This window comes from Chitinispirillales bacterium ANBcel5 (genome assembly GCA_029688955.1).
Taxonomy (GTDB): Bacteria; Fibrobacterota; Chitinivibrionia; order Chitinivibrionales; family Chitinispirillaceae; genus Cellulosispirillum; species Cellulosispirillum alkaliphilum.
Map to the genome: position 1 here is coordinate 150,593 of JARUKZ010000001.1, position 19,956 is coordinate 170,548.

19 protein-coding genes are annotated in these 19,956 nt (G+C 42.6%); 4 read left to right on the forward strand and 15 right to left on the reverse strand.

Features of this window, described 5'->3' with window-relative positions; all coding sequences use genetic code 11:
• The first annotated feature begins 51 nt into the window (after nt 1-51).
• Nucleotides 52-402, forward strand: a complete 351-nt coding sequence (locus QA601_00635; GenBank protein MDG5813573.1) for a hypothetical protein — start codon at nt 52-54, stop codon at nt 400-402.
• Nucleotides 403-405: 3 nt separating this feature from the next.
• Nucleotides 406-2,253, forward strand: a complete 1,848-nt coding sequence (locus QA601_00640; protein MDG5813574.1) for an AAA family ATPase — start codon at nt 406-408, stop codon at nt 2,251-2,253.
• Between the two features lie 15 nt (nt 2,254-2,268).
• Here QA601_00640 and recN read toward each other — a convergent pair whose 3' ends face one another.
• From recN to QA601_00695, 11 genes are all read right to left on the reverse strand, one after another.
• The gene (gene recN, locus QA601_00645; protein MDG5813575.1) at nt 2,269-3,945 is read right to left on the reverse strand and encodes a DNA repair protein RecN; all 1,677 of its coding nucleotides are present in this window, start codon (nt 3,943-3,945) and stop codon (nt 2,269-2,271) included.
• Between the two features lie 6 nt (nt 3,946-3,951).
• Complete coding sequence (locus QA601_00650) at nt 3,952-4,839, reverse strand: NAD(+)/NADH kinase (GenBank protein ID MDG5813576.1); 888 nt, start codon at nt 4,837-4,839, stop codon at nt 3,952-3,954.
• Complete coding sequence (locus QA601_00655) at nt 4,836-6,221, reverse strand: hypothetical protein (GenBank protein MDG5813577.1); 1,386 nt, start codon at nt 6,219-6,221, stop codon at nt 4,836-4,838. Before QA601_00655 ends, QA601_00650 begins: the two co-directional genes overlap by 4 nt.
• Nucleotides 6,222-6,224: 3 nt before the next feature.
• On the reverse strand, nt 6,225-7,334 hold the full coding sequence (locus tag QA601_00660; protein MDG5813578.1) for a prephenate dehydrogenase: 1,110 nt from the start codon (nt 7,332-7,334) through the stop codon (nt 6,225-6,227).
• Nucleotides 7,335-7,337: 3 nt separating this feature from the next.
• Nucleotides 7,338-8,081 carry a chorismate mutase gene (locus QA601_00665; GenBank protein ID MDG5813579.1) on the reverse strand — a complete coding sequence of 248 codons (744 nt, stop codon included), beginning with the start codon at nt 8,079-8,081 and terminating at the stop codon, nt 7,338-7,340.
• A complete protein-coding gene (trpA, locus tag QA601_00670) occupies nt 8,078-8,899 on the reverse strand; it encodes a tryptophan synthase subunit alpha (GenBank protein MDG5813580.1) in 822 nt (273 codons plus the stop codon). The genes QA601_00665 and trpA overlap by 4 nt, the downstream gene beginning before the upstream one ends.
• The gene (trpB, locus tag QA601_00675) at nt 8,896-10,092 is read right to left on the reverse strand and encodes a tryptophan synthase subunit beta (protein ID MDG5813581.1); all 1,197 of its coding nucleotides are present in this window, start codon (nt 10,090-10,092) and stop codon (nt 8,896-8,898) included. Before trpB ends, trpA begins: the two co-directional genes overlap by 4 nt.
• Nucleotides 10,093-10,103: 11 nt before the next feature.
• A complete protein-coding gene (lepB, locus tag QA601_00680) occupies nt 10,104-11,042 on the reverse strand; it encodes a signal peptidase I (GenBank protein ID MDG5813582.1) in 939 nt (312 codons plus the stop codon).
• Between the two features lies 1 nt (nt 11,043).
• A complete protein-coding gene (gene lepA / locus QA601_00685; protein ID MDG5813583.1) occupies nt 11,044-12,843 on the reverse strand; it encodes a translation elongation factor 4 in 1,800 nt (599 codons plus the stop codon).
• A 136-nt stretch (nt 12,844-12,979) separates the two neighbouring features.
• Nucleotides 12,980-14,371, reverse strand: coding sequence for a Mur ligase family protein (locus QA601_00690; GenBank protein MDG5813584.1), 1,392 nt, complete (start codon nt 14,369-14,371; stop codon nt 12,980-12,982).
• The gene (locus tag QA601_00695) at nt 14,355-14,882 is read right to left on the reverse strand and encodes a L,D-transpeptidase (GenBank protein ID MDG5813585.1); all 528 of its coding nucleotides are present in this window, start codon (nt 14,880-14,882) and stop codon (nt 14,355-14,357) included. Before QA601_00695 ends, QA601_00690 begins: the two co-directional genes overlap by 17 nt.
• Before the next feature lie 125 nt (nt 14,883-15,007).
• Between QA601_00695 and QA601_00700 the strand changes: the two genes are divergently transcribed.
• On the forward strand, nt 15,008-15,679 hold the full coding sequence (locus QA601_00700; protein ID MDG5813586.1) for a TIGR00730 family Rossman fold protein: 672 nt from the start codon (nt 15,008-15,010) through the stop codon (nt 15,677-15,679).
• A 196-nt stretch (nt 15,680-15,875) separates the two neighbouring features.
• Nucleotides 15,876-18,053, forward strand: a complete 2,178-nt coding sequence (locus QA601_00705) for a Tex-like N-terminal domain-containing protein (GenBank protein MDG5813587.1) — start codon at nt 15,876-15,878, stop codon at nt 18,051-18,053.
• A 4-nt stretch (nt 18,054-18,057) separates the two neighbouring features.
• On the opposite strand, the gene QA601_00710 is transcribed toward QA601_00705, so the two are convergent.
• The 4 genes from QA601_00710 to QA601_00725 all read right to left on the reverse strand — a co-directional run bounded on the left by QA601_00710 (nt 18,058) and on the right by QA601_00725 (nt 19,955).
• Nucleotides 18,058-18,390 carry a hypothetical protein gene (locus QA601_00710; GenBank protein MDG5813588.1) on the reverse strand — a complete coding sequence of 111 codons (333 nt, stop codon included), beginning with the start codon at nt 18,388-18,390 and terminating at the stop codon, nt 18,058-18,060.
• A gap of 418 nt (nt 18,391-18,808) precedes the next feature.
• Nucleotides 18,809-19,171, reverse strand: a complete 363-nt coding sequence (gene rsfS / locus QA601_00715; GenBank protein MDG5813589.1) for a ribosome silencing factor — start codon at nt 19,169-19,171, stop codon at nt 18,809-18,811.
• The gene (locus QA601_00720; protein ID MDG5813590.1) at nt 19,168-19,587 is read right to left on the reverse strand and encodes a LytR C-terminal domain-containing protein; all 420 of its coding nucleotides are present in this window, start codon (nt 19,585-19,587) and stop codon (nt 19,168-19,170) included. The genes rsfS and QA601_00720 overlap by 4 nt, the downstream gene beginning before the upstream one ends.
• Nucleotides 19,588-19,622: 35 nt before the next feature.
• Nucleotides 19,623-19,955, reverse strand: coding sequence for an aspartate 1-decarboxylase (locus QA601_00725; GenBank protein ID MDG5813591.1), 333 nt, complete (start codon nt 19,953-19,955; stop codon nt 19,623-19,625).
• Between the last annotated feature and the right edge of the window lies 1 nt (nt 19,956).

Genomic DNA, 19,956 nt, shown 5'->3' on the forward strand with positions numbered 1-19,956 from the left:
TGGTTTCAAATAAAGATTCTTCACCCGTATTCGAATCTATGGAGGTTATAAATGAAAATTTTGCTTCTTGAAAATACACGCAAGAGAAGCGAGCAAATTATGGAGCAGCTTAAAGACAAGAACGTTGAAGTGCGTAGTTGTGTAACTTCAAACGACTTTCTCGAAACTATTTCTGAGACCAGTTTTGATAAAATTGTTCTGAATGTAGAGTTTTGGGAAAAAGGACGTTCCATGTATTCATATTTCAACGCTTGTGAGAAATTTGAAGAAACCCCGGTAGTGTTTTACAACGCAGATGAGGAGTTTGTTACTATCTGTAATCGTCCCAAGAACATTCGGGATCAGGTGATTCATAAACCAGTAAATATTGAAGAATTAGTTAATGCTGTAATGCAAGTTTAATGGATGAGCATAAATAAAAGAATAATCTTTAAAGATGATGACAAAGGTGGTATTATCCACATCGCCAATATTAAAGGTGGTGTGGGTAAATCCACCGTAGCAACTAATCTGGCCGCTACACTTTCCAAAAAAGCACCGACACTGCTCATTGATCTTGATGTTCAGGGCAGTGCAAGTACTGCGCTTGGAGTAGATAAAGCTCAAAGCAGTGCTTCTTCATGGGAACTGTTCAGAAGGCGTTTTTCTGCGGATATTCCGGGCAGCTCTTCTGGAAACGAAAAAAACAATGGTATCCTCAGGCGCGCAAATGCTTTTTTCCTGGGCAATATCACCGGCCATGGATTACTTAAATCTATAGTAGTACCTGTAACGCCAAAATTGGATTTGATAACCGCTGATGCCAATCTCTTTAAATCACCGAAAGGGTATCAGCTTCAAAACCTTCTGTTTAATCTGAATGTCGCCTTACAAAGCTATCGGTATGTGGTTATCGATACCCCTTCAGTGTGGAACAAACTCTCCAGACTACTCTTTTTAAACAGCGATCTTAACCTTATCCCTGTAACACTCAATGCTTTATCTACCAAAAGCCTTCGTAGCTATCTGATAAATGTAAAAAAAGCTGTAGAGAAAAACCCTGAAGTTCGTCTTCGAATAGTAAAAAATGAAGTGTATGGCAAACAAGGATCTTCCTTGCGTGGGAAAACAAAAACAATGTTTGAAAACCGCAAGTTTCTTGAAAGTTTATGTGAACAAGTTACCGTGAAAAGCGGTTCCGGATGTTCCATTTTGCCTCAATCAATAATTTTCGATCTTGAGATCCCGGAGTCTGCTGCAGTGCGTAATGCACAGGATGAGGGCTGTTCCATCTTTGATACCAAAGGCTACTCCGCTGCTCAAAAATCATTCAATCAACTAGCCAAAGATGTTCAGCATGTGTTAAACAGTATCTTGAAAGAGGCACAAGGCAGACCTGAAAAACGAGAGCTCTTGCCCTATTTTTCCAAAATTGCCGCGGCTTCATTACTTGTCTTTCTGTTTAGTTTAAATGAACCAATCTACAATGCTACAGCTCCGCGTCCGGTTGCACCTGAGCAGCTTAGCTCTAAGGAGGAGGAAAAAGTCATTGAACACACCTTCTCCCGGGGTGAAAGTATCTATCGATTAGCAAAGCATGCTATTTCTGTCTACAGGGCTATGGTTCCAAGCATGGCACAGTTAAGTGAGTATGTAAGAGAAACGGTACAAATTCATAACCGCACCAGACTCTCCGGAGAACCATCGATTACCAACATGAATACCATTCCCGAAGGTTTGACACTTAGGTTCTATCCACCATCCAATATCCATAACCCGGGGTTTGAGCAGATGTCTCCGGTATATCAGTTTTTTAAAGGACTTGTCAGAGATCCATTCCCTTATGTTACCGGTGATTGGTGTGAACGAGGAACGGGTGGGGGGCAACCCCACTATGGCCTGGATGTGGCTGCAGCTTACGGCTCAGAAATAATAAGCCCTATCGATGGCAAGGCCGTTTTAACCTCAAATGCTGTCGCAGGAAGAACTGTTGGGGTGCTAAAAGATGATGGGTCGATAATATTTTTCTCACATATGGGCCGAAGATATGTAAGTAGTGGTGATACAGTTAAAGCTGGTCAGGCGCTTGGGACTATTGGTATGACTGGTAGAACAAGTGGACCTCATGTGCATATTGGCTATGGAATACCAAGCGAATCAAGACACGACATGTCATTTGGCAGGCATAACTTTAGAGTATCTGATCCTAAGCACTTTTTCTACAAACTTGCATTTATCGATGGCTTAGCAGATCTCGCCTTTACCTACGACTGATAAACAGTGAATTGCTTACCCCTTCTCAACAGGTGTACTGTTGAGAAGCTCTTGTGCATGTTGTTTGGATATAGTACTGTCACCGCCAAGCATGCGAGCTATTTCGTTCACCTTTTCTTCATGCCCCAGTGCTTTTACCACTGTTTCGGTTCTATTATCCTCAATAATCTTTTCAACCACAAAGTGATTATCTGCAACAGATGCTATCTGGTGAAGGTGTGAAATGCAAAGAACCTGGTGGGTGCTGCTAAGGCTACGGAGTGTTTTGGCAACTTCACCCGCAAGCACTCCCCCTATGCCGGTATCTATTTCATCAAAAATCAGGACCGGAATCTGGTCATGTTCAGCAAACACCGATTTTACTGCAAGCATAAGGCGGGAAATTTCACCACCTGAAGCCGACTTGCACAGAGGCAAAAAGGGTTCTCCAGGATTGGTTTTAACCAAAAAGCGAACGTTATCGAGACCACCGGCCTCTGGCTCCTTAAGCTCCTTTATCTCTGTATACCACTCTCCACCCTTGAAACCAAGAGTACTCATGAGCTCAGTAATTTTTCTATCAAAGCTCTTTGCTGCGTTGATACGGGCAGTTCGCAGTTTTTGTCCGCTTTCAAGGCAGCTTTCTCTGGATCTGCCCACTATCTCTTTTAACCTTTTTTCTTCGAAATCGGTGTTTTCAATGGTGGATAGATCCTTCCCGAGCGCATCTCTTTTAGCTATCAATTGTTCAAGAGAGCAGGAATATTTCTTTTTCAGGCGTTGAATTTTCGCAAGCCGTGAGTTGATAAATTCAATTCTGGTAGGATCAGTTTCTGAATTCTTATCCAGATAGGAATTGCAAAAAAGGTCAAGATCAGAACATATGGATAGAGCGTTTTCAATATCTGTAAGCCAGGGTTGAACAGATGCGTCATACTTAATAAATGTTTGCAGGTCTTTTTTAATCTGAGAGAGTTTAGAATACACTGACTCACTACCACTATTAACAAGTTTTGTAATGTGTGAGGCGCAGGCGATACGGTCAGCACTGGATGTTAAAAGGGATAGTTCACTCTCAAGTTTTTCCTCTTCACCTGCCTGGAGCTTTATTGTGCTCAGCTCAGAATACTGAAACTCAAGCAGCTCTTTTTTCTCCACAAGGCGAGCGGTGTTTTCCTGCACAGTTTTCAGCTCCTTGATTGCTGATACGTAATCATCATAGTCCTTGCTGTACTGCACTCTGTAGGCTCTGACCTCAGGAAGGCGATCGATCAGCTCAAGGTGGGTCGTTTCGTCCAGAAGTGACTGGTGTTCGTGCTGGCCATGCAGGTCTATAAGCAAACATCCCAGTTTTTTGAGGCAGGAAAGTGGAACCGGAGATTGGTTTACCAAAATTTTGTTTCTTCCACTGCGGGAGATTTTGCGCGTAATGATCAATTCGCCATCTTCAATATCAATATTTAACTCTTCCAGTGCAGCTCTGAAAGTGCTTTTAAGTTGGTTAAATTCAAGAACTCCATTCACCTCAGCTTCATCACAGCCGCTTCTGACCATCTCTGCAGAAGCTCTTTCTCCCAGCAAAAGCCCTATCGCTCCGATAAGAATCGACTTACCAGCCCCTGTCTCCCCTGTGAAAACAGTGAAACCATTACTAAACTCTATAGTAAGGTTTTTGATAAGAGCCAGGTTTTTAATTGTAAGTTCTCTGATCATACTCAACTATTCCGTCTTTTTATACCCCTGTCCCCAGCCAAGCTTTTCTCGTAGTAATGAAAAACAGGATCTTTCAGCAAGTTGTACGAGGTTAGTTGTCGTTCCGCCATAAGAGATCATAATTTCGTCGTTATTTTGAAGCCTTATCGACTCAAGACCATCAGCACTTAAGAGAAGGTCCGGGTTTTTCTCATTGATCACCAGTCGGATACTCTTTTCTGAGGGTAATATAATTGGTCGCTCAGTGAGAGAGTGAGGACAAATTGGTGTGAGTAGAATGGCCTGGACTGTAGGTTCCACAATTGGCCCTCCTGCAGAAAGAGAGTATGCGGTAGAACCGTTTGGAGTAGCTATAATGATTCCGTCTGCAAAAAAGTCGGTAATGAAATCATCACCATACCAGGCAGAGATAGAGGTGAGTTTAGGAGTATTGATGCGATTAATAAAAATATCATTCAATGCATGAAAACGGCATATTTCGTTTCCCTCACCCCGTTTGATACATGCTTCAAGCACCATTCTGCTAATGGTATAATACTCACCGGAGCTGATTTTTTCCAAACTGCTTTCAAGATCCTCTGGCCCTATATCAGTAAGAAACCCCAGTCCCCCCAGATTGACTCCTATCACCGGTTTATGCGAAAAACGACACATGTGTGCCACTGAAAGAAAAGTACCATCTCCTCCCACCGATATGAGGGCGTCACTGTTTTTTAACAATTGTTTTTCACTGTCTGAAATGGGGTAATTGTCAGGGAGTTGAGGAGTCAAAAAAGGGTGGAAATGGACTGTTTTTTTGGACTTTTGTGCCCATTTATAGATAGTAATCAGAACGTCCTGAACGTCCTGAGAGGTTTTAAATCCAACCACTCCAAATGAAACTACAGGTTTCATTTTTTTTCTTTCCTCTGTTTTTTTTCTGTATCTGTTCTGAACTGGCAGACTTGATTTAGTAGTTCAAAGAAATCAGGCCACCGTTTAAGAATCTTCTCTTCATTGATCGATGTTTCACCAATGCATCGAAGTCCGGCTATGGAAAATGCAGCCGCAATGTGAGCCGGAAGGGCTTCGGTTAGATCGAAACCATCAAACTGACGGGCTCCTTCAAGCACAATCCCATCGGGCATCTCTCCATGCCGGGCACCGAGTTTCCGTATACAGGATTCAAGAAGGTCTATCCCATCGGGGGTATCCATTCTCATATCTTCAAGTTCTCTGAATACAGACTGTTTTTCGGAAAATGAGGCCAGGATAAGCATGGAAGGCAAATGGGCAGAGAATTGAAACAGGGGACTGCATCTCATCTTTTTGCCCGAAAGATTAGCCTTTTGAATAGAGACCAGACCAGCAGAGCCAAACGCAGTTCTACTGCTTTCCTGGATAGTCAGCTTCGTGCCCATTTTTCTGAGAAATGCAAACAACTGAGTTGCCCAGGGCTCAAGGGGTACATTGGCCAATACAAAAGAGTCTTTGGGAATCAGACTTTTAGCTGTGATGAGTATAGACGAAAGAGTCTCATCACCGGGTAGTACTATTTCTACTTCAGAATCTTTTTTTGTGACAGTGAAATCTGCTGTCACAGCATAAGAAAGCTTCTGGCCACCCCCACCTTTTCTTTTCTGCTGTAAAAAGCGCATCCTGCGTGCAATCGGGTCATCTGCTTCATTCTGTAAGGACTTAATACTCAGCTCATAGCCCAGAAACTGTGCAAGATGGCGCAGGGGGTTTGAAATGTAGTAAGATACATTGAAATTATGCTTTTGCTTTGAGCCCAAAAGAAAGGCCAGTAATGGTCCGGTATCTTCTTCAATTACATTCTTATCGAAGGTCTTGCCAAGGTCATATTCACTTAATTGAAGAGCGGTTTTATCCTCTATGGAGACGTTTTTTAAGGTGATCCCCAGTTTTTGGGCCTGGTTATGCCAATTGGTTATTCGCTCTGGGGTAAGGTTACTGAACAGTACCGTTTTACCCATTCCAAGAGCAAGAAAAAGGATCATGTCTCGGTAGGGCCAAAAATAGTCTGGAACTTTAAGCAGTAGTGAAGGGTCCTCAGTAACTGGTTTAACACTCCAGGTATCCTGGTTGCACTCAATATCCACATGGCCGCTTATTGCACTTTTTAAGTCAGATATCTGTTGGGTTGTTTTGATATTAGGGATTTTTAATGGCACAGAAGAGGCACAACTGGCAAGTAGAGCCAGAAAGAGAAGGTCTGGACTTGAGGGGAGTTCAGTTTTCCCTTCAATGGACTTGGCCGGCTGAATTGTTACCATTTCCTATTTCCTTTCACGCACCGAGAAGCCCTTTTCTACAAGTAGTTTCATTGCATTTTGGGCTGTTTGATCCGAGTCAAAAGCAAGACGTATTGTACCGCCTTCACCTTCCCGTACCTTAAGAACTTCAATGTCCTTGATATTAATATCGTTTTTGGCAAGTTCGCATGAAATAGAGGCAATAAACCCTGGTTTATCTTTAGCCATTACCATTATTTCACTGAGACGGCCGATGATACCTTTATTGGAAAAAGGAATTTTATCCCGTGTTTCACGCGCTGTTTCAAAACTCTCGCGCAGAGAATCATTTTCAAGCTCACCTTTAAGCTTTTTTAGTTTGTTGATAAAGGTGTCGATAAGAGATGACACCGGTTTTTTATTGGTGACTAAAATATCATGCCACATAGTATACGGGGCTGAAGCTACTCGTGTGATATCGCGAAACCCTCCGGCAGCCAAATCGATTGTACCAGGGGTTTGTTCATCCATATCTTTGGTCGTAAGCACCAGAGCGGATGCCAAAATGTGTGGCAGATGGCTTACCGATGCAGCTATCAAATCATGAACAGCTGGTTTTAGGAACACATATCTGCATCCAAGGTAGTGATGAAAAAATTGGGCCACATCCTGATCTCGTTGTTCGGGCTCCCCCTGTGGTGGGGTAAATACGTAAAGGGCGTTTTGAAAGAGATAGGGGTCACTTGCAGCAGGACCGCTCTTCTCAGATCCGGCCATGGGATGTCCGCCAATGAAATGCACCTGAGATGGAAGGATGGCTTCGGCCTTCTGCTGGATTTCAGATTTTGTACTGCCTACATCGGTTATGGTAAGATTAGGGGGCAGCTGGCACTTTCCAAGTTTTTCTATGGTTTCAATAATTGCCAGTATCGGTGAGCATAGAATCAAAAGGTCGGTCTGCTGAATAACCTCAGTCAGTGCATCATAGCCATACCCTTCATCTATGCACCCCAGTTCAAGAGCTGTTTTTATGCTCGATGGGGAAGAGAGGCCGATGATTTTACCCTTATATCCAGATTTCCTGAGGGCTGATCCTATGGAACCTCCAAGTAGGCCCACACTGTATAATGTAACTGTTTTGGGTGAAAAAGCCATAGTCTAATCCTGTTTGCGATTCAATAGATACAGAATTTCACCCTCTTTTGTCAGAGGGATAATCGTTTTTTGGTAAAAATCCACTACTGTTTCAGGCTTGATTACTTTTCTGCTCTCAAGATTTGCACATTGCTGAAGAGATCTGGTTTTCTCCTGGACTCTTTGGATGATTTTTTCTTCAACTTCGGGACGTGTAAGTGTAGCCAACAATGCCTTTTCATCCTTTTTAGCAATAAGCTTTTTATAAACGTTTGGCGCTGACCTGTATTTGCACTCAGCTACATACAGTGCCCCAAAATGCACTCTCCTCGATATTGCCTGAAGTGCATAAACATCATGTTCAACACTTGAACCGTATTGTCCATCATCCCCTTCGGTACAAATGTGCTTTAAAAGAAACTGGTAAGCGGTATATATTTTCTTTGTAAGGTTTACCTTCTGGTAGTCCGGGATATGGAGCCCGCTCTCCGGTAAACTCACCGTTCGTTGAGGCCTGTATTTAAGGTCGGTGAAAGGCCTCTCTTCCGGTACACAAAATCTTCCAAAAAGCGCATCCATCTCCTCCTGGTACGAAAGGCGCAGTTCAAGAAGAGAACGCTTTTCATTGTTACCGAAACCACTCTTACCTTCTTGGTATGCAGTGGGGTTTGTATGCCACTGCGCCCGCTCGATAAGTTTTGAAATAATTGTCTCTTCCAATCCTTCGAGCCTTGAGGCGATGTATGGTAGCTGCTGGACCGTACTCATTGATTCCTCAGAGCAACAGGTTTAGTTGCATTTTTAAAGGCTCTTACCTGTGTTTGAAGATCAAATGAGGGGTCAGTTCCTTCACCTGAAGCCGATTCGATGATCTTTACCAAAGCGCTACCCACGATAGCACCATCTGCACCACTTTCCACGATCTTCTCTACATGCTCTGGCCGTGAGATACCAAATCCTACAGCAAGTGGTTTATCGGTATATTTTTTAATTCTGGATATTAACTCTCCAATGGATTCATTAACCGGACTGTCTACTCCTGTTGCTCCAAGTCTGCTTACAACGTAAACAAAGGAGTCGATATGCTTACAGATATAACTTATCCTCTCCGGTGGGGTGAGCTCACTTATAATGTAAACACAACCTATACTATATTTCTTTAAATACTTTCTGAGCTCATCAGATTCTTCTGGTGGCATATCGGCCACAAGTATACTGTCTATACCAGCTTCTGATGCTTGGTGGCAGAACTCCTCATACCCTAAATAGTAAAGAGAGTTAGCATAGAGAAGTAATCCGATGGGGATATCTGTTTCCTGACGAAGCCCTTTAATCATAGAAAAAAAGGTCTGGTAATTTAGTCCATTGGCGATGGCTCTTTGAGCGCCTCTTTGGTTAACAGGGCCGTCGGCCACAGGGTCTGAGAATGGGAACCCGATCTCAAGGATGTCGGCACCACCTTTAATATAGGACATCAGTACCTTGCGGGATGTTTCAATATCCGGATCACCGGCAACGGCAAAGGGGATGAAAGCAATTTCACCCCTCTTTTTCAATGTATTGAATACTTCCTGATATCTGTTCATAAATTTATCCTTAGGTGTTGTGCTACAGAGAAAATGTCCTTATCTCCCCGCCCGGAGAGATTTAAAAGAAGAATAGAATCTTTAGACAACAGAGGAGCTTTTTTAAGCACATAGGCTGCGGCGTGAGAGGATTCAAGAGCCGGAATAATTCCTTCGGTATGACACAGCATTTTAAATGCCTTTACAGCTTCTTCATCTGTAGCGAAGGTGTATGATGCCCTCGCTTTTTCAAACAAGTAGGAGTGTTCTGGCCCTACTCCGCTGTAATCCAGGCCTGCGGATATGGAGTGGGTATTAGCGATTTGGCCATTGTTATCCTGCAAAACAAAAGAAAAGGAGCCATGAAGTATTCCGGGGCGTGCATGTTTGTTTGGCGTAAGGCGTACTGCATGATTAGTACCTTCAATCCCGTGCCCCCCGGCTTCAACTCCTGTCAGTTTAACATCTTTGTCTTTTATGAAGGCGCTAAATATTCCAATGGCATTGGAACCCCCACCGACGCAGGCAATTACCTCATCGGGTAGTCTGCCGGTTTTGGCAAGAATCTGTTTTCGGGCTTCGCGGCCAATAACCGCTTGAAAATCTCTTACAATTGTTGGAAAGGGGTGAGGGCCAAGTGCTGAACCGAAAACGTAATGGGTATCACGTACACTTTTGGTCCAGTCCCGCATAGCTTCGTTGACAGCGTCTTTGAGTGTTTTACCCCCACTATCGACGGCTTTAACGTTGGCACCCAGCAGATTCATTCTGAACACATTGGGCTTTTGGCGCTCCATATCCACCGTTCCCATGTAGATATCACAGGAAAGGCCTAACAGAGCTGCTGCAGTGGCTGTTGCCACACCGTGTTGTCCGGCACCGGTTTCAGCAATGACCCGCTTTTTGCCCATGGCCTTAGCAAGCAGCGCCTGTCCCAGAGCGTTTGTTATCTTGTGGGCTCCGGTATGATTCAGGTCCTCTCGTTTAATGAAGATCTGTGCTCCGCCACATGATGCGCTTAAATTGCGGGCTTCGTAAAGAGGCGTTTCTCTGCCGTTATAATCCTTTAGGAGTGTTTTATACTCCTGTTGCAAGGTTTTGTCTTTTTTGAAATGTTTATAGGCCTGCTCAACCTCTTCCAAAACAGGCATCAGTGTTTCGGGGGCATACATCCCCCCAAATCTCCCAAATTTCCCCTTGTTTTTTTTCTTCATTTTTTACCCTGCTATTTTATGAACCGGCCAAATCGGGCCGTTAATGTTTCTACCCTGCTTTGTCCCTGACCCCGGGACCATAAAACAGAAAATGGTCTGCCCCGTACTTTAGATGAACGTACAGGACCAAAGTAGCGGGAATCGGTACCCTCTTTCCAGTTATCTGCAAGTAGGAAAATATAATCATTGTTCAAAACAAATGATTCCACCCTCTCTTCTTCCAGATACACTTCAAAAGAAAGGTGGGGGGGAGTGGTAAATGATTGATCAAGATAAACCCTTAGGCGCTCCCAAAATAACCAGTCCTGACGAAGCTGAGCAGGGAGAGAGTCGAGAGGCCCCTGATACAGTGAAAAATTTTCTATTACAAAGTTTTCCAACAACTCATCATTTCTGTATAGCCTCGCCTCGAAAGTGACATCTTTTGAAGGGTTCTCCTGTTTGAGTAGCGAAAAAGAGAAGAAGAAATCCCGTATGGAGAGATCGGAAAACTGCACCGTATCACCTGGCGCCGGTATATAATATGATTCCATAAAATCTCTTGGAGAATACTCTTTGGGTAAAATCTCTTCTGGACGGGATTTAGAAACTGGTCCCTCTATACCTTTTCCATCTCTGAAAAATACCCCCTCATTTACCTTAACAGTGTTACCTGAGAGCGCGCCCACACGCAAGATGTTTGAATAATAATCCTGAGGCATGGAAAAAATCACCGGTGTTCCCTCTTGAGGTGGGGATAAAAAGAGAGAAAATGGAAAAACAAACGGGGTCTTCAAATACACGATTCTGTCACCCCGGACAAGTGTGGGATACATCTGGTTTCCCTGGACAGAAACAGAATCAAACACCACACCCTTAATGATCAGACCTGCGATAATCAGAACAGTAAAGGATTTTAAACTTCTGTAGATTGAGATGCGCAGATCCGAATAGTTATTTGCATTGAGCATATTATTCCCTGCTTAGTACTGCCAGGAAGGCTTCCTGAGGTATCTCTATGTTTCCTACCTGTTTCATACGTTTTTTACCCTCCTTCTGTTTTTCAAGGAGTTTTCGCTTTCTGGAGATGTCACCGCCGTAGCATTTAGCAGTCACATCTTTGCGGTAAGCTTTCACCGTTGTACGGGCGATAACTTTTGTGCCGATAGCAGCCTGAATTGCTACTTCATAATTTTGCCTTGGTATCAGTTCTTTTAGTTTAGTAGTGAGCATCTGGCCAAAGGTAAAGGCTTTTTCCCGGTGTATGATTGATGAAAATGCATCAACGGGGCTACCATTAATCAAAATGTCCAGTTTGATAAGGTCATTGCGTTCATACCCACCCGTCTCGTAATCCATTGAAGCATAACCTCTTGAGCAGCTCTTTAGCTTATCGAAAAAGTCGATAATCAGTTCTGCAAGAGGTATATCATAATTGAGACAAACGCGGGTTATTTCAAGGTATTCCATATTTTTAAGCTTACCACGCTTCTCTTCACAGAGCTTCATAATCGGGCCTACATAATCGGTAGGGGTAATTATCTGTACTTTTGAAATCGGCTCACTAATATAGTCAACATCCTGCTGAGCAGGAAGTCTGGCCGGGCTGTCGATCTCTACTTGTGTGTCGTTTTTGAGATAAACCTGGTACTGAACATTCGGCACGGTCGTTATAATATTTACATTGAACTCTCTGAGCAGTCGTTCCTGAATAATCTCCATATGAAGCAGGCCCAGAAAACCAGCTCGAAATCCAAACCCCAGAGCAGTGGATGTTTCCGGCTCATAGCTTATGGAAGAGTCGTTGAGGCGCAACTTCTCAAGAGCTGACCTTAGGTCCTCATAATCACCTTTATCTACAGGATAGATACCACTAAAGACCATCGGTTTGACTTCGCGATACCCTGGAATCGGCTTTTCTGTGCCATTGATCCGGGTAGTAATTGTGTCACCAATATTAATATCTGAAACTGTTTTAATACTTGCAATGATATAGCCTACTTCACCGGTCTTAAGAGATTTTACCGGTACCCGTCCCATGAGAAAATACCCAACCTCATCAACTTCAAACACTTTTCCTGTAGAGAAAAACTTTATTTGCTGTCCCTTTGCAAGCTCTCCTTCAAACACGCGCACATAGGCAACAGCACCTCTGAAAGAGTCGAATATTGAGTCAAAGACCAGAGACTGTAGTGGTTGGCCGGAGCGGTCTTTGGGTGGAGGTATTTCGGTGATGACCTGTTCGAGTATAGGCTTTATACCCTCGCCGGTTTTAGCACTGCATGAAAGTATTGAATCTTTATCGCAACCAAGAAGGTCCGAGATTTGACTTGCAATCTCTTCTGGTCGTGCTGAAGGCAGGTCAACTTTATTCATTACCGGAATAATGGTAAGGTCGTTTTCCATTGCAAGGAAGATGTTGGTTAGCGTTTGAGCTTCGATGCCCTGACTGGCATCAACCACAAGAATTGCACCTTCACATGCTGCAAGCGAGCGGGAAACTTCATAGGAAAAATCTACATGGCCCGGTGTATCAATAAGATTAAACTGATAGGTGTTGCCATCATTAGCCGAGTATTTCATTCTGATAGGGTGAGATTTAATTGTAATACCACGTTCTCTTTCCAGATCCATATCATCCAGAACCTGGCTTTGCATTTTTTCCTTGCTTATGGTACCTGTTATTTCAAGGAACCGGTCGGCCAGAGTGGATTTTCCATGATCAATATGGGCGATAATACAAAAATTTCTGATATATTCGGGAGTTATCACTGGGCTACCTGAATTAATTGAGTACGGTGTAAAACGATAATTTGTGCTATCAATCAGTATTCAATACCTAATGGTAAAAAATAGAAAAGAGCCACTTAATATACATATTGCCAGAAAACTGCAAAATTGCCAATGATCAATCCGGGTCAGATTTTTTCCCACCGAGAGCATCAATGATCTGTTCTGCAAATTGTGGCAAAGATGGATCACGTGCTCCCATAAGCAGCACGCAACTCTGGGTTATCCGCTGTTTTATAGTTTCAAGAAGCTTCTCTTTTCCCTCTGCAGCTTTTGCTGAAAACGGAACAGGGCCCATTAGGGTAATAAGGTCCCTTGATTGTATATCCATTACGGCTGAGCCCCCTGCATAGTAAACCGGTAACAGAAAAAGGGAATCTTTTTCACCGAGAACTGTTCTGAACACTTCTGCATAGTCGTTCTTTAAAAACCGTGTAGGGCCAAAGCCGTGAGGTTGGTAAATCACAAACAGCGATTCAGACACGGCTCTGGCCGCACTAACCGCAGCTTTGATCTTCTCTGGGTTGTGAGCAAAATCATCTATAACCGTAACTCCTGAAGCTGTTTGGGTGATTGCAAAACGTCTGTCCACACCTTTAAACGTCTCTGTAGCCTGAACCAAACGTTTGGGGTCACAATCAAAAAAACTACATACACTAAGGGCAGCCATAAGATTTGAAGCATTATGGTTGCCGGGCAGAGGCAGGGTATACTCATGGTCATTAAGGGAGATTTTACTGCAGAGGGCTGAACACTGCACTTCCTGAGGATAGAAATCATTAGTACGATTTAGTCCAAAGCGCATTGTGGCGCTGATCTCCTTCAGGCGCTCATCGTCACCATTTATAAGGCAGTTTTTTGACTGCTCTGAGAGTTGCTTAAATAGCGAAAGAACTTCATCCACCGGCTTGTGATCTTTTGAAACATTGAGAATAAGGCTAATCCAGGGATGATATTTAACCAGAGTTCCATCGCTTTCATCTGCTTCAATAACAAGCAGATCCGAGCTCCCTTTAAAAGCGTTACCAATAAGCCCCTGATGAACAAGTCTTTTAAGTGCCGCACCGCTTAAAAGAGAGGGGCTGTAACCACATGAAAACAGAAGCTCAAAAATCATAGCTGTAACGGTAGATTTTCCGCTCGTTCCAGCAACGGCAATGGTTTTATGCGTTGATACCACCGATGCGAGAATATCCGAGCGATGAAAAACCGGGATCCCTTTTTCTGTGGCAGCTAAAATGTCAGGATTACTGTTCTCTATTGCTGTTGAAACACAGATCGCGTCGGTGGTTTCCTTAATCCCGCTTCCATCCTGGGGTGTTAACTCACAGCCCATAGCTGAGAGGATATTCATTGAGGGGTTAGATTTTGTTTTTGAAATCTGACGATCTGAGCCGCTGATTGCAAGCCCCTTCCAGCGCAGAAACTGAGCTATTGCACTCATACCACTGCCCAGAATACCTGTGAAATGAATTCGAGAAACCTTTTTTCCATTAACCGATATATACAATAGTATTCTCCTCTATAATATCAAACAATTCAACTATATCTGCATTTCGCATACAAATGCAACCGTGGCTTAAAGGGGTGCCGATATCCTGTTCTCGGTTTGTACCATGAATATAGATATATCGGTCGTAAGAGTCGATGCCCGGGCCACTGTTTTTTCCTGGCTCAAGGCCCTTGAGACGCAGTATTCGGCTTAGAATCATATTCTCCTCATCCATCCCCGGTTTCCAGATCATCCCTGTGTTTTTTCGGGACTTAAATATTGTACCGGGTTGAGAACCAGCCCCTATTTTTTGAATTATACTATGTACTCCGGTTGGTGTCTTTAAGGAGCCTTCCTCATTTCCAATGCCAAATCTGGAGCTGGAAACGGGATACAGAAGGTGGCGGCCATCGTTGAGGGTAACACACATCTCCTGGCTGCTTAAATTAATGTCGATACATTGGTCGGGTATAGAAGGTAGTAGTCCCAGAAGACTCTTACGGATCTCTTGTTCTCTGTTTTTTTTCATAGCTGGTCCCTTAGTGATAATCAGAAGTCGTTATAAAATCTGGACTGCAGAGAAGGAAAATAATATAATTATATAGTATAGATTTTAATAGTAGAATTACTGGCCAATTTCAAAGGATGAATGAAATGTCTGTGGAACAAACTGCTCCTTCTGTGCATGAAGACACCTGGCGAATATTTCGTATTATGGCGGAATTTGTTGATGGTTTTGAAACACTTTCAAGCATGGGGCCTAATATAACGATTTTTGGCAGCGCCCGTACGGCAAAAAATCACGAACACTACAAAATGACTGTGGAAACTGCCCGTCTTGCAGCCAAGGAGGGGTATGGTGTAATTACTGGTGGTGGGCCAGGAATAATGGAAGCTGCAAATAAGGGTGCATCAATGGAAAATGGAAGCTCTATTGGTCTCAACATTTCGCTTCCATTTGAGCAGATGCCAAATCCTCACATAAAGACTCTGATTAATTTCAAACATTTTTTCATAAGAAAAGTTATGTTTCTTAAGTACACTTCCGCGGTAATTATTATGCCGGGTGGGTATGGTACACTGGATGAGTTGTTTGAGACCTTAACGCTGGTTCAGACCCAAAAAGTTGCTGAGCTGCCTCTGATTTTGATGGGCAAGGATTTTTGGAAAGGCCTTTTGGATTGGTTGAATGATACTATGTTAGCTCATAAATATATTCTTCCAGCCGATATGTCTCTTATGAAGATGACCGATGATCCAGCCGAAGCAATAGATATGATAAAGAAGCATGGTCATACCAAAGAAGTGGTTCCCAATTTCGTGTGATCTGATGTAACGGAAACATCTGCCACAGCAGATGTTTCCGTAAAAACGGAGTCTATACCATAAAACTCCCCTCTTTTACGGGTTGTTTTTTCTCTTTGGGGCAATTTGTAATTCATGGCTTGCTAATCTTTTGACCATTTTCTATTTTAGAGCATTCTGATGTTTTAAACTATACGCCCTCAAAAAAAACAGCCGCATGATAGAATTTTCAAAAAAAATAGTAGAAAAGTGGGCCCTTTCTGAAGAGATGGCAGAACGTATTTGTCGCTCTTATGAAAGGGGAGATTCTCCTTTTTACCTCAGTGAGTATTCACCTCATATTGCAGTAGAGCTTGATCTACCAACACTGTGGGAAGTATTCGACTATCTTAAGGAGATGGAAAATCTTTCAGCCAAGAAAAAACGCGCACTGAATGCGCTTAAAAAGGCTGGTGAACTGAATCCTGTAGTCGAAAACCAGGTAGCGTTATCAACAAAGCCCTATGAGCTGGATGACCTTGTTGTTCCATTGCGTCCCAATCCGCGTTCCAAAGGACAGGTCGCTTCGAAAAAAGGTCTTAAAGAGATCGCTTTAAAGATAGCACTGCAGGAGGAGGAAGAACTTTCTCCCGAAGACATGGTTGCCGATTTTGTGGGTACCCATCCAACTCTTAAGAGCGTTGCAGATGTGGTCCAGGGGATCAAAGATATCCTTGCTGAGCAATTTGCCTTCGATGAGACGGTCAGGGCAATGTCACGAGAGTTTGTGTTTGAGGACGGTTTTTTTGAAGTCGCGCCTAAAAGCAAAAAAGATCCTGCCTTCGCCTCATATGTTGGTAAACTTATTCCCTTTAATGAAGTAGGGAAAGAAGAGTTACTTGGTTTTCTAACTGCAGAGGAAAAGAAGCAGATAAAACTTAAGGTGGGAGTTCAGTTATTTAGAATCACAGAATTGCTCCGCCACCATTTTATCGAAAATCCAGATTCCACAGCCTTCGATCTGATTTGTGAAGTGATTGATGATATGTGGGTGCGGTTGTTGCATCCGGTGATTGAAAAAGACATCAAGGAAAACTTACGCAAAGAAGCCGAAACATGGGCTTCTAAAGAAATATTTTCAGGGCTTAGAGTGTCGCTTCAAGAGAGTAAAAACAGAGGAAATCTGTTTGTGATTGATGCCTCTCCCAAGAAAAATGTTCTTATCGCAGCTGTTAGTGGGCAAGGTAATCTGCTTGGTGCTACTACTGAGAAAAAAAGGCCCGAGAAAAATGTATCTGCCAGCGAAAAACTACGCCAGTTTTACCAGCGCCATAAACCTATGCAGATTCTTTTAGTGGAAAATGAATCTGTAGAGATGGCAGAAAAATTGGTCGAAAAGTTAGTAAATCAGGAAAATTCGGTTGAAGTTATAAAAATTAAATCTGAACGCAAAAAGAAGTTACCTTCAGATTCAGAGTATATGGCTCAAAATTTTGCTTTCCTTGAGCCTGAAATGCTTCATTTGTATTCACTGGCTATTCTTCACCTCAAACCGGTAAATCTGGTATCTAAAATTGGTACTGCTTATTACCAGGTTCATCCAATGCAGGAAAGGTTGCCAGAGGAACAATTTATCGAAATAGCGGACAGGTTGCTCGTACAGGAGGAACTTGTAAAAGGAATCAGTATAAAGGAAATTCTGGATTCACCACTGGAAAAATTTAAATCCTTAAGCAGTGAAACACTTCAGGAGATAAAAAACAAGGAATCAGAGGGTCAGATTTTTACCAAAGATGACCTGCTGAAAGTAAAAGGTGTAAGTGAAACTGCTTTCAGAAACATTTCGGGTTTTATTGTGGTGCCAACCGCCGAAGCGCCACTTAACAGGACAACTGTTCATCCAGACAATTTTCCTGTAATAGATAGTATTAGCGATCAGCTCAATATATCTATTGACACTATTATGTCAAATCCAGACAAAATAAAATCATATGATGTTGATGATGCATCCGTAAAAGCTTATATCACCACAAAGCTTGTTTCACAGATAAAGGTCGGACAGCGTTTTGTTACCCAGGCTCCTCCAAAAATAAGAAGAAAGCTAAAGCTTAATGAAATTACAGAGGGTGTGGTTGTATCCGGACGCGTTACAAATGTAACACCTTTTGGTGTTTTTGTGAATATTAATGCTGTGTGTGATGGATTAATTCATATATCGCAATTAGCTGATGAATTTGTTGAAACACCTGACCAGGTGGTTTCAGTGGGTGATAAAATAGATGTGCGTATTCTTAAGGTTGATGTAAAAAAGAGAAGGATTTCGCTTTCTATGAAAAATCTTGGAAATAAAGCTCCTAAAGTTCGCCCATCCAAAGGACAGCTCGATAATCTTGCCGATTTCTTCAAAAACAGATAATCGCTCAGGGTGTCACTTCAAAACTATCTGTTACAAAAAGCGCAGCACTTAGGATAAACCGTCTGCGACTTTTTGTGATTTCCCTGGTGATTATTCCATGCTTGCGACAGAGTGTTTCAAATGCCTTAAAGGCACTCATCCTTGATCTGGAAGTAAACGCTTTGGGGCTGCCAAATGCTCTCTCTGAATAGTACAGCACAATCTGCTTAATAAGTGTCTTCTCTTCAGGTAAAAAACCTTCCCAGTTTTTGGGATCAAAAAGATCCATTCTGTTATCTATTGCCATTAGAAGGTCCGGGTGCCTTAGAATTGCTTTTAGTACCCGATCATTGTTCATGCTGGCTGCTTTAGAATCGGATAAATAGTATTCAGCATGGCTTGAGAGGCTTGTTATAGTGGTTAGGATGTATTTGTCGCTCAATACAAAATTGAGGAAACCAGAGTAAGCTGCCGCAATTGTAGGGGAGGAGTTGAGGAATAATGGGTTCCAGAAAAAGGAATGTAAAAGGTGTTTAGCTGTTGAGGAATAATCTCGAGCAGTAAGGGGTGCTAATTTTCGTGGCAGAGACGATGAGAGATCACCAGGTATGAAGCTTTTGGTTCTATGGAGTTGAAAAAGGTTAGCTGAATGATTTATGGTCGGAAACGATTTGGTTAGAGCATCTTTAAGACACTCTGTGATATGGCTATAAATGGAAACCGGAAGCATTTAACTTATCTACAACAATGAAAGTGAGGAGCGTTATTCTGTACTATCAGGAAATAGTGGTTTTCTCTACTTCTTTCCATAAGTTTTCCAGATCGTAATACTCTCTTATCTCAGGGAGCATAATGTGTACTACTACATCAGTGTAATCGATAAGTACCCAACGCCCATCCTGCACCCCTTCCTGATGCCAGGGGTAAGTGTGTTTAGCCTTTAGCTCTTTAAGTACACTTTCAGCAATAGCTTTAGTGTGTGAAGTGTTGTCTGCCTGGCACACTATGAACCAATCAGAGGAGGTACCGGGAACAGATTGAAGGTTAATAATTGTGATTTTCTCTGCAAGTCTTTCCTGAAGGTTTTCGGTAATTATATCGACAAGCTGCTTTCCCTCAAGTGGTTTGTGATTATTCACTTTATTCTTTCCTTGTAATCTGGTCCTAAAACAACGGTAACGTCATATGAATTGTCATTATTATCGCGTAACAGTACTACGTTTTCTGTACCAAGAGCAGAGGCAACTTCATTCGCGACTTTCATATCAAGAGTTCTTGAGATCACCATGGTAAAGGGATAGTTCCAGGTTTTTGCATTGTCGATATTTTTCACATCAAACTGTTTAGAACGCAAATACTCCGCCATTCTGTTTGCAGCCCCCTCTATACCACACCCATTGAGAACCTCAATACTACCGATATGTGGAATCTGCAGTGGCTCCCTTTTAATCTCTCGTTGAAAATCTGGCTGAGGTGGTTCTGTGCTGGTTTTACCTGCCAGAATTGCACTGCCAATAATTGCAAGAAAGAGAAGAAAAAGGAAAAAGTTAGGCATAAAAGGAACCCAATCTTTTGCAACCGCAGTAGAAATTATTTTTCTATATTAATAATTGTTGGCTCATGGTTTTCGATCTCTTCGGGAGAAAGCATGGCGTAGGAGAGAATCATAATGTTATCACCAACCATTCCCAATCGGGCTGCAGGACCATTAAGTTCTACTTTACCCGATCCTCTTTCACCCTTTATTACATACGTGGTAAGTCTCGTCCCGGTATTTACATTGAGAACGTGAACTTCTTCATTGGCAAGAATACCTGATCGTTCCAGATAGTCCTCATCAATTGTAATACTTCCTTCGTAATGGAGGTTAACTCCGGTAATACGCACATCTCTGATTTTACTGTAAAGAAACATCCTGAACATA

Coding starts and splice junctions, on each gene's coding strand:
- QA601_00635 (MDG5813573.1), top strand. CDS start 52: ATGAAAATTTTGCTTCTTGAAAATACACGCAAGAGAAGCGAGCAAATT.
- QA601_00640 (MDG5813574.1), top strand. CDS start 406: ATGAGCATAAATAAAAGAATAATCTTTAAAGATGATGACAAAGGTGGT.
- recN (MDG5813575.1), bottom strand. CDS start 3,945: ATGATCAGAGAACTTACAATTAAAAACCTGGCTCTTATCAAAAACCTT.
- QA601_00650 (MDG5813576.1), bottom strand. CDS start 4,839: ATGAAACCTGTAGTTTCATTTGGAGTGGTTGGATTTAAAACCTCTCAG.
- QA601_00655 (MDG5813577.1), bottom strand. CDS start 6,221: ATGGTAACAATTCAGCCGGCCAAGTCCATTGAAGGGAAAACTGAACTC.
- QA601_00660 (MDG5813578.1), bottom strand. CDS start 7,334: ATGGCTTTTTCACCCAAAACAGTTACATTATACAGTGTGGGCCTACTT.
- QA601_00665 (MDG5813579.1), bottom strand. CDS start 8,081: ATGAGTACGGTCCAGCAGCTACCATACATCGCCTCAAGGCTCGAAGGA.
- trpA (MDG5813580.1), bottom strand. CDS start 8,899: ATGAACAGATATCAGGAAGTATTCAATACATTGAAAAAGAGGGGTGAA.
- trpB (MDG5813581.1), bottom strand. CDS start 10,092: ATGAAGAAAAAAAACAAGGGGAAATTTGGGAGATTTGGGGGGATGTAT.
- lepB (MDG5813582.1), bottom strand. CDS start 11,042: ATGCTCAATGCAAATAACTATTCGGATCTGCGCATCTCAATCTACAGA.
- QA601_00695 (MDG5813585.1), bottom strand. CDS start 14,882: ATGAAAAAAAACAGAGAACAAGAGATCCGTAAGAGTCTTCTGGGACTA.
- QA601_00700 (MDG5813586.1), top strand. CDS start 15,008: ATGTCTGTGGAACAAACTGCTCCTTCTGTGCATGAAGACACCTGGCGA.
- QA601_00705 (MDG5813587.1), top strand. CDS start 15,876: ATGATAGAATTTTCAAAAAAAATAGTAGAAAAGTGGGCCCTTTCTGAA.
- QA601_00710 (MDG5813588.1), bottom strand. CDS start 18,390: ATGAACAATGATCGGGTACTAAAAGCAATTCTAAGGCACCCGGACCTT.
- QA601_00720 (MDG5813590.1), bottom strand. CDS start 19,587: ATGCCTAACTTTTTCCTTTTTCTTCTCTTTCTTGCAATTATTGGCAGT.
- QA601_00725 (MDG5813591.1), bottom strand. CDS start 19,955: ATGTTCAGGATGTTTCTTTACAGTAAAATCAGAGATGTGCGTATTACC.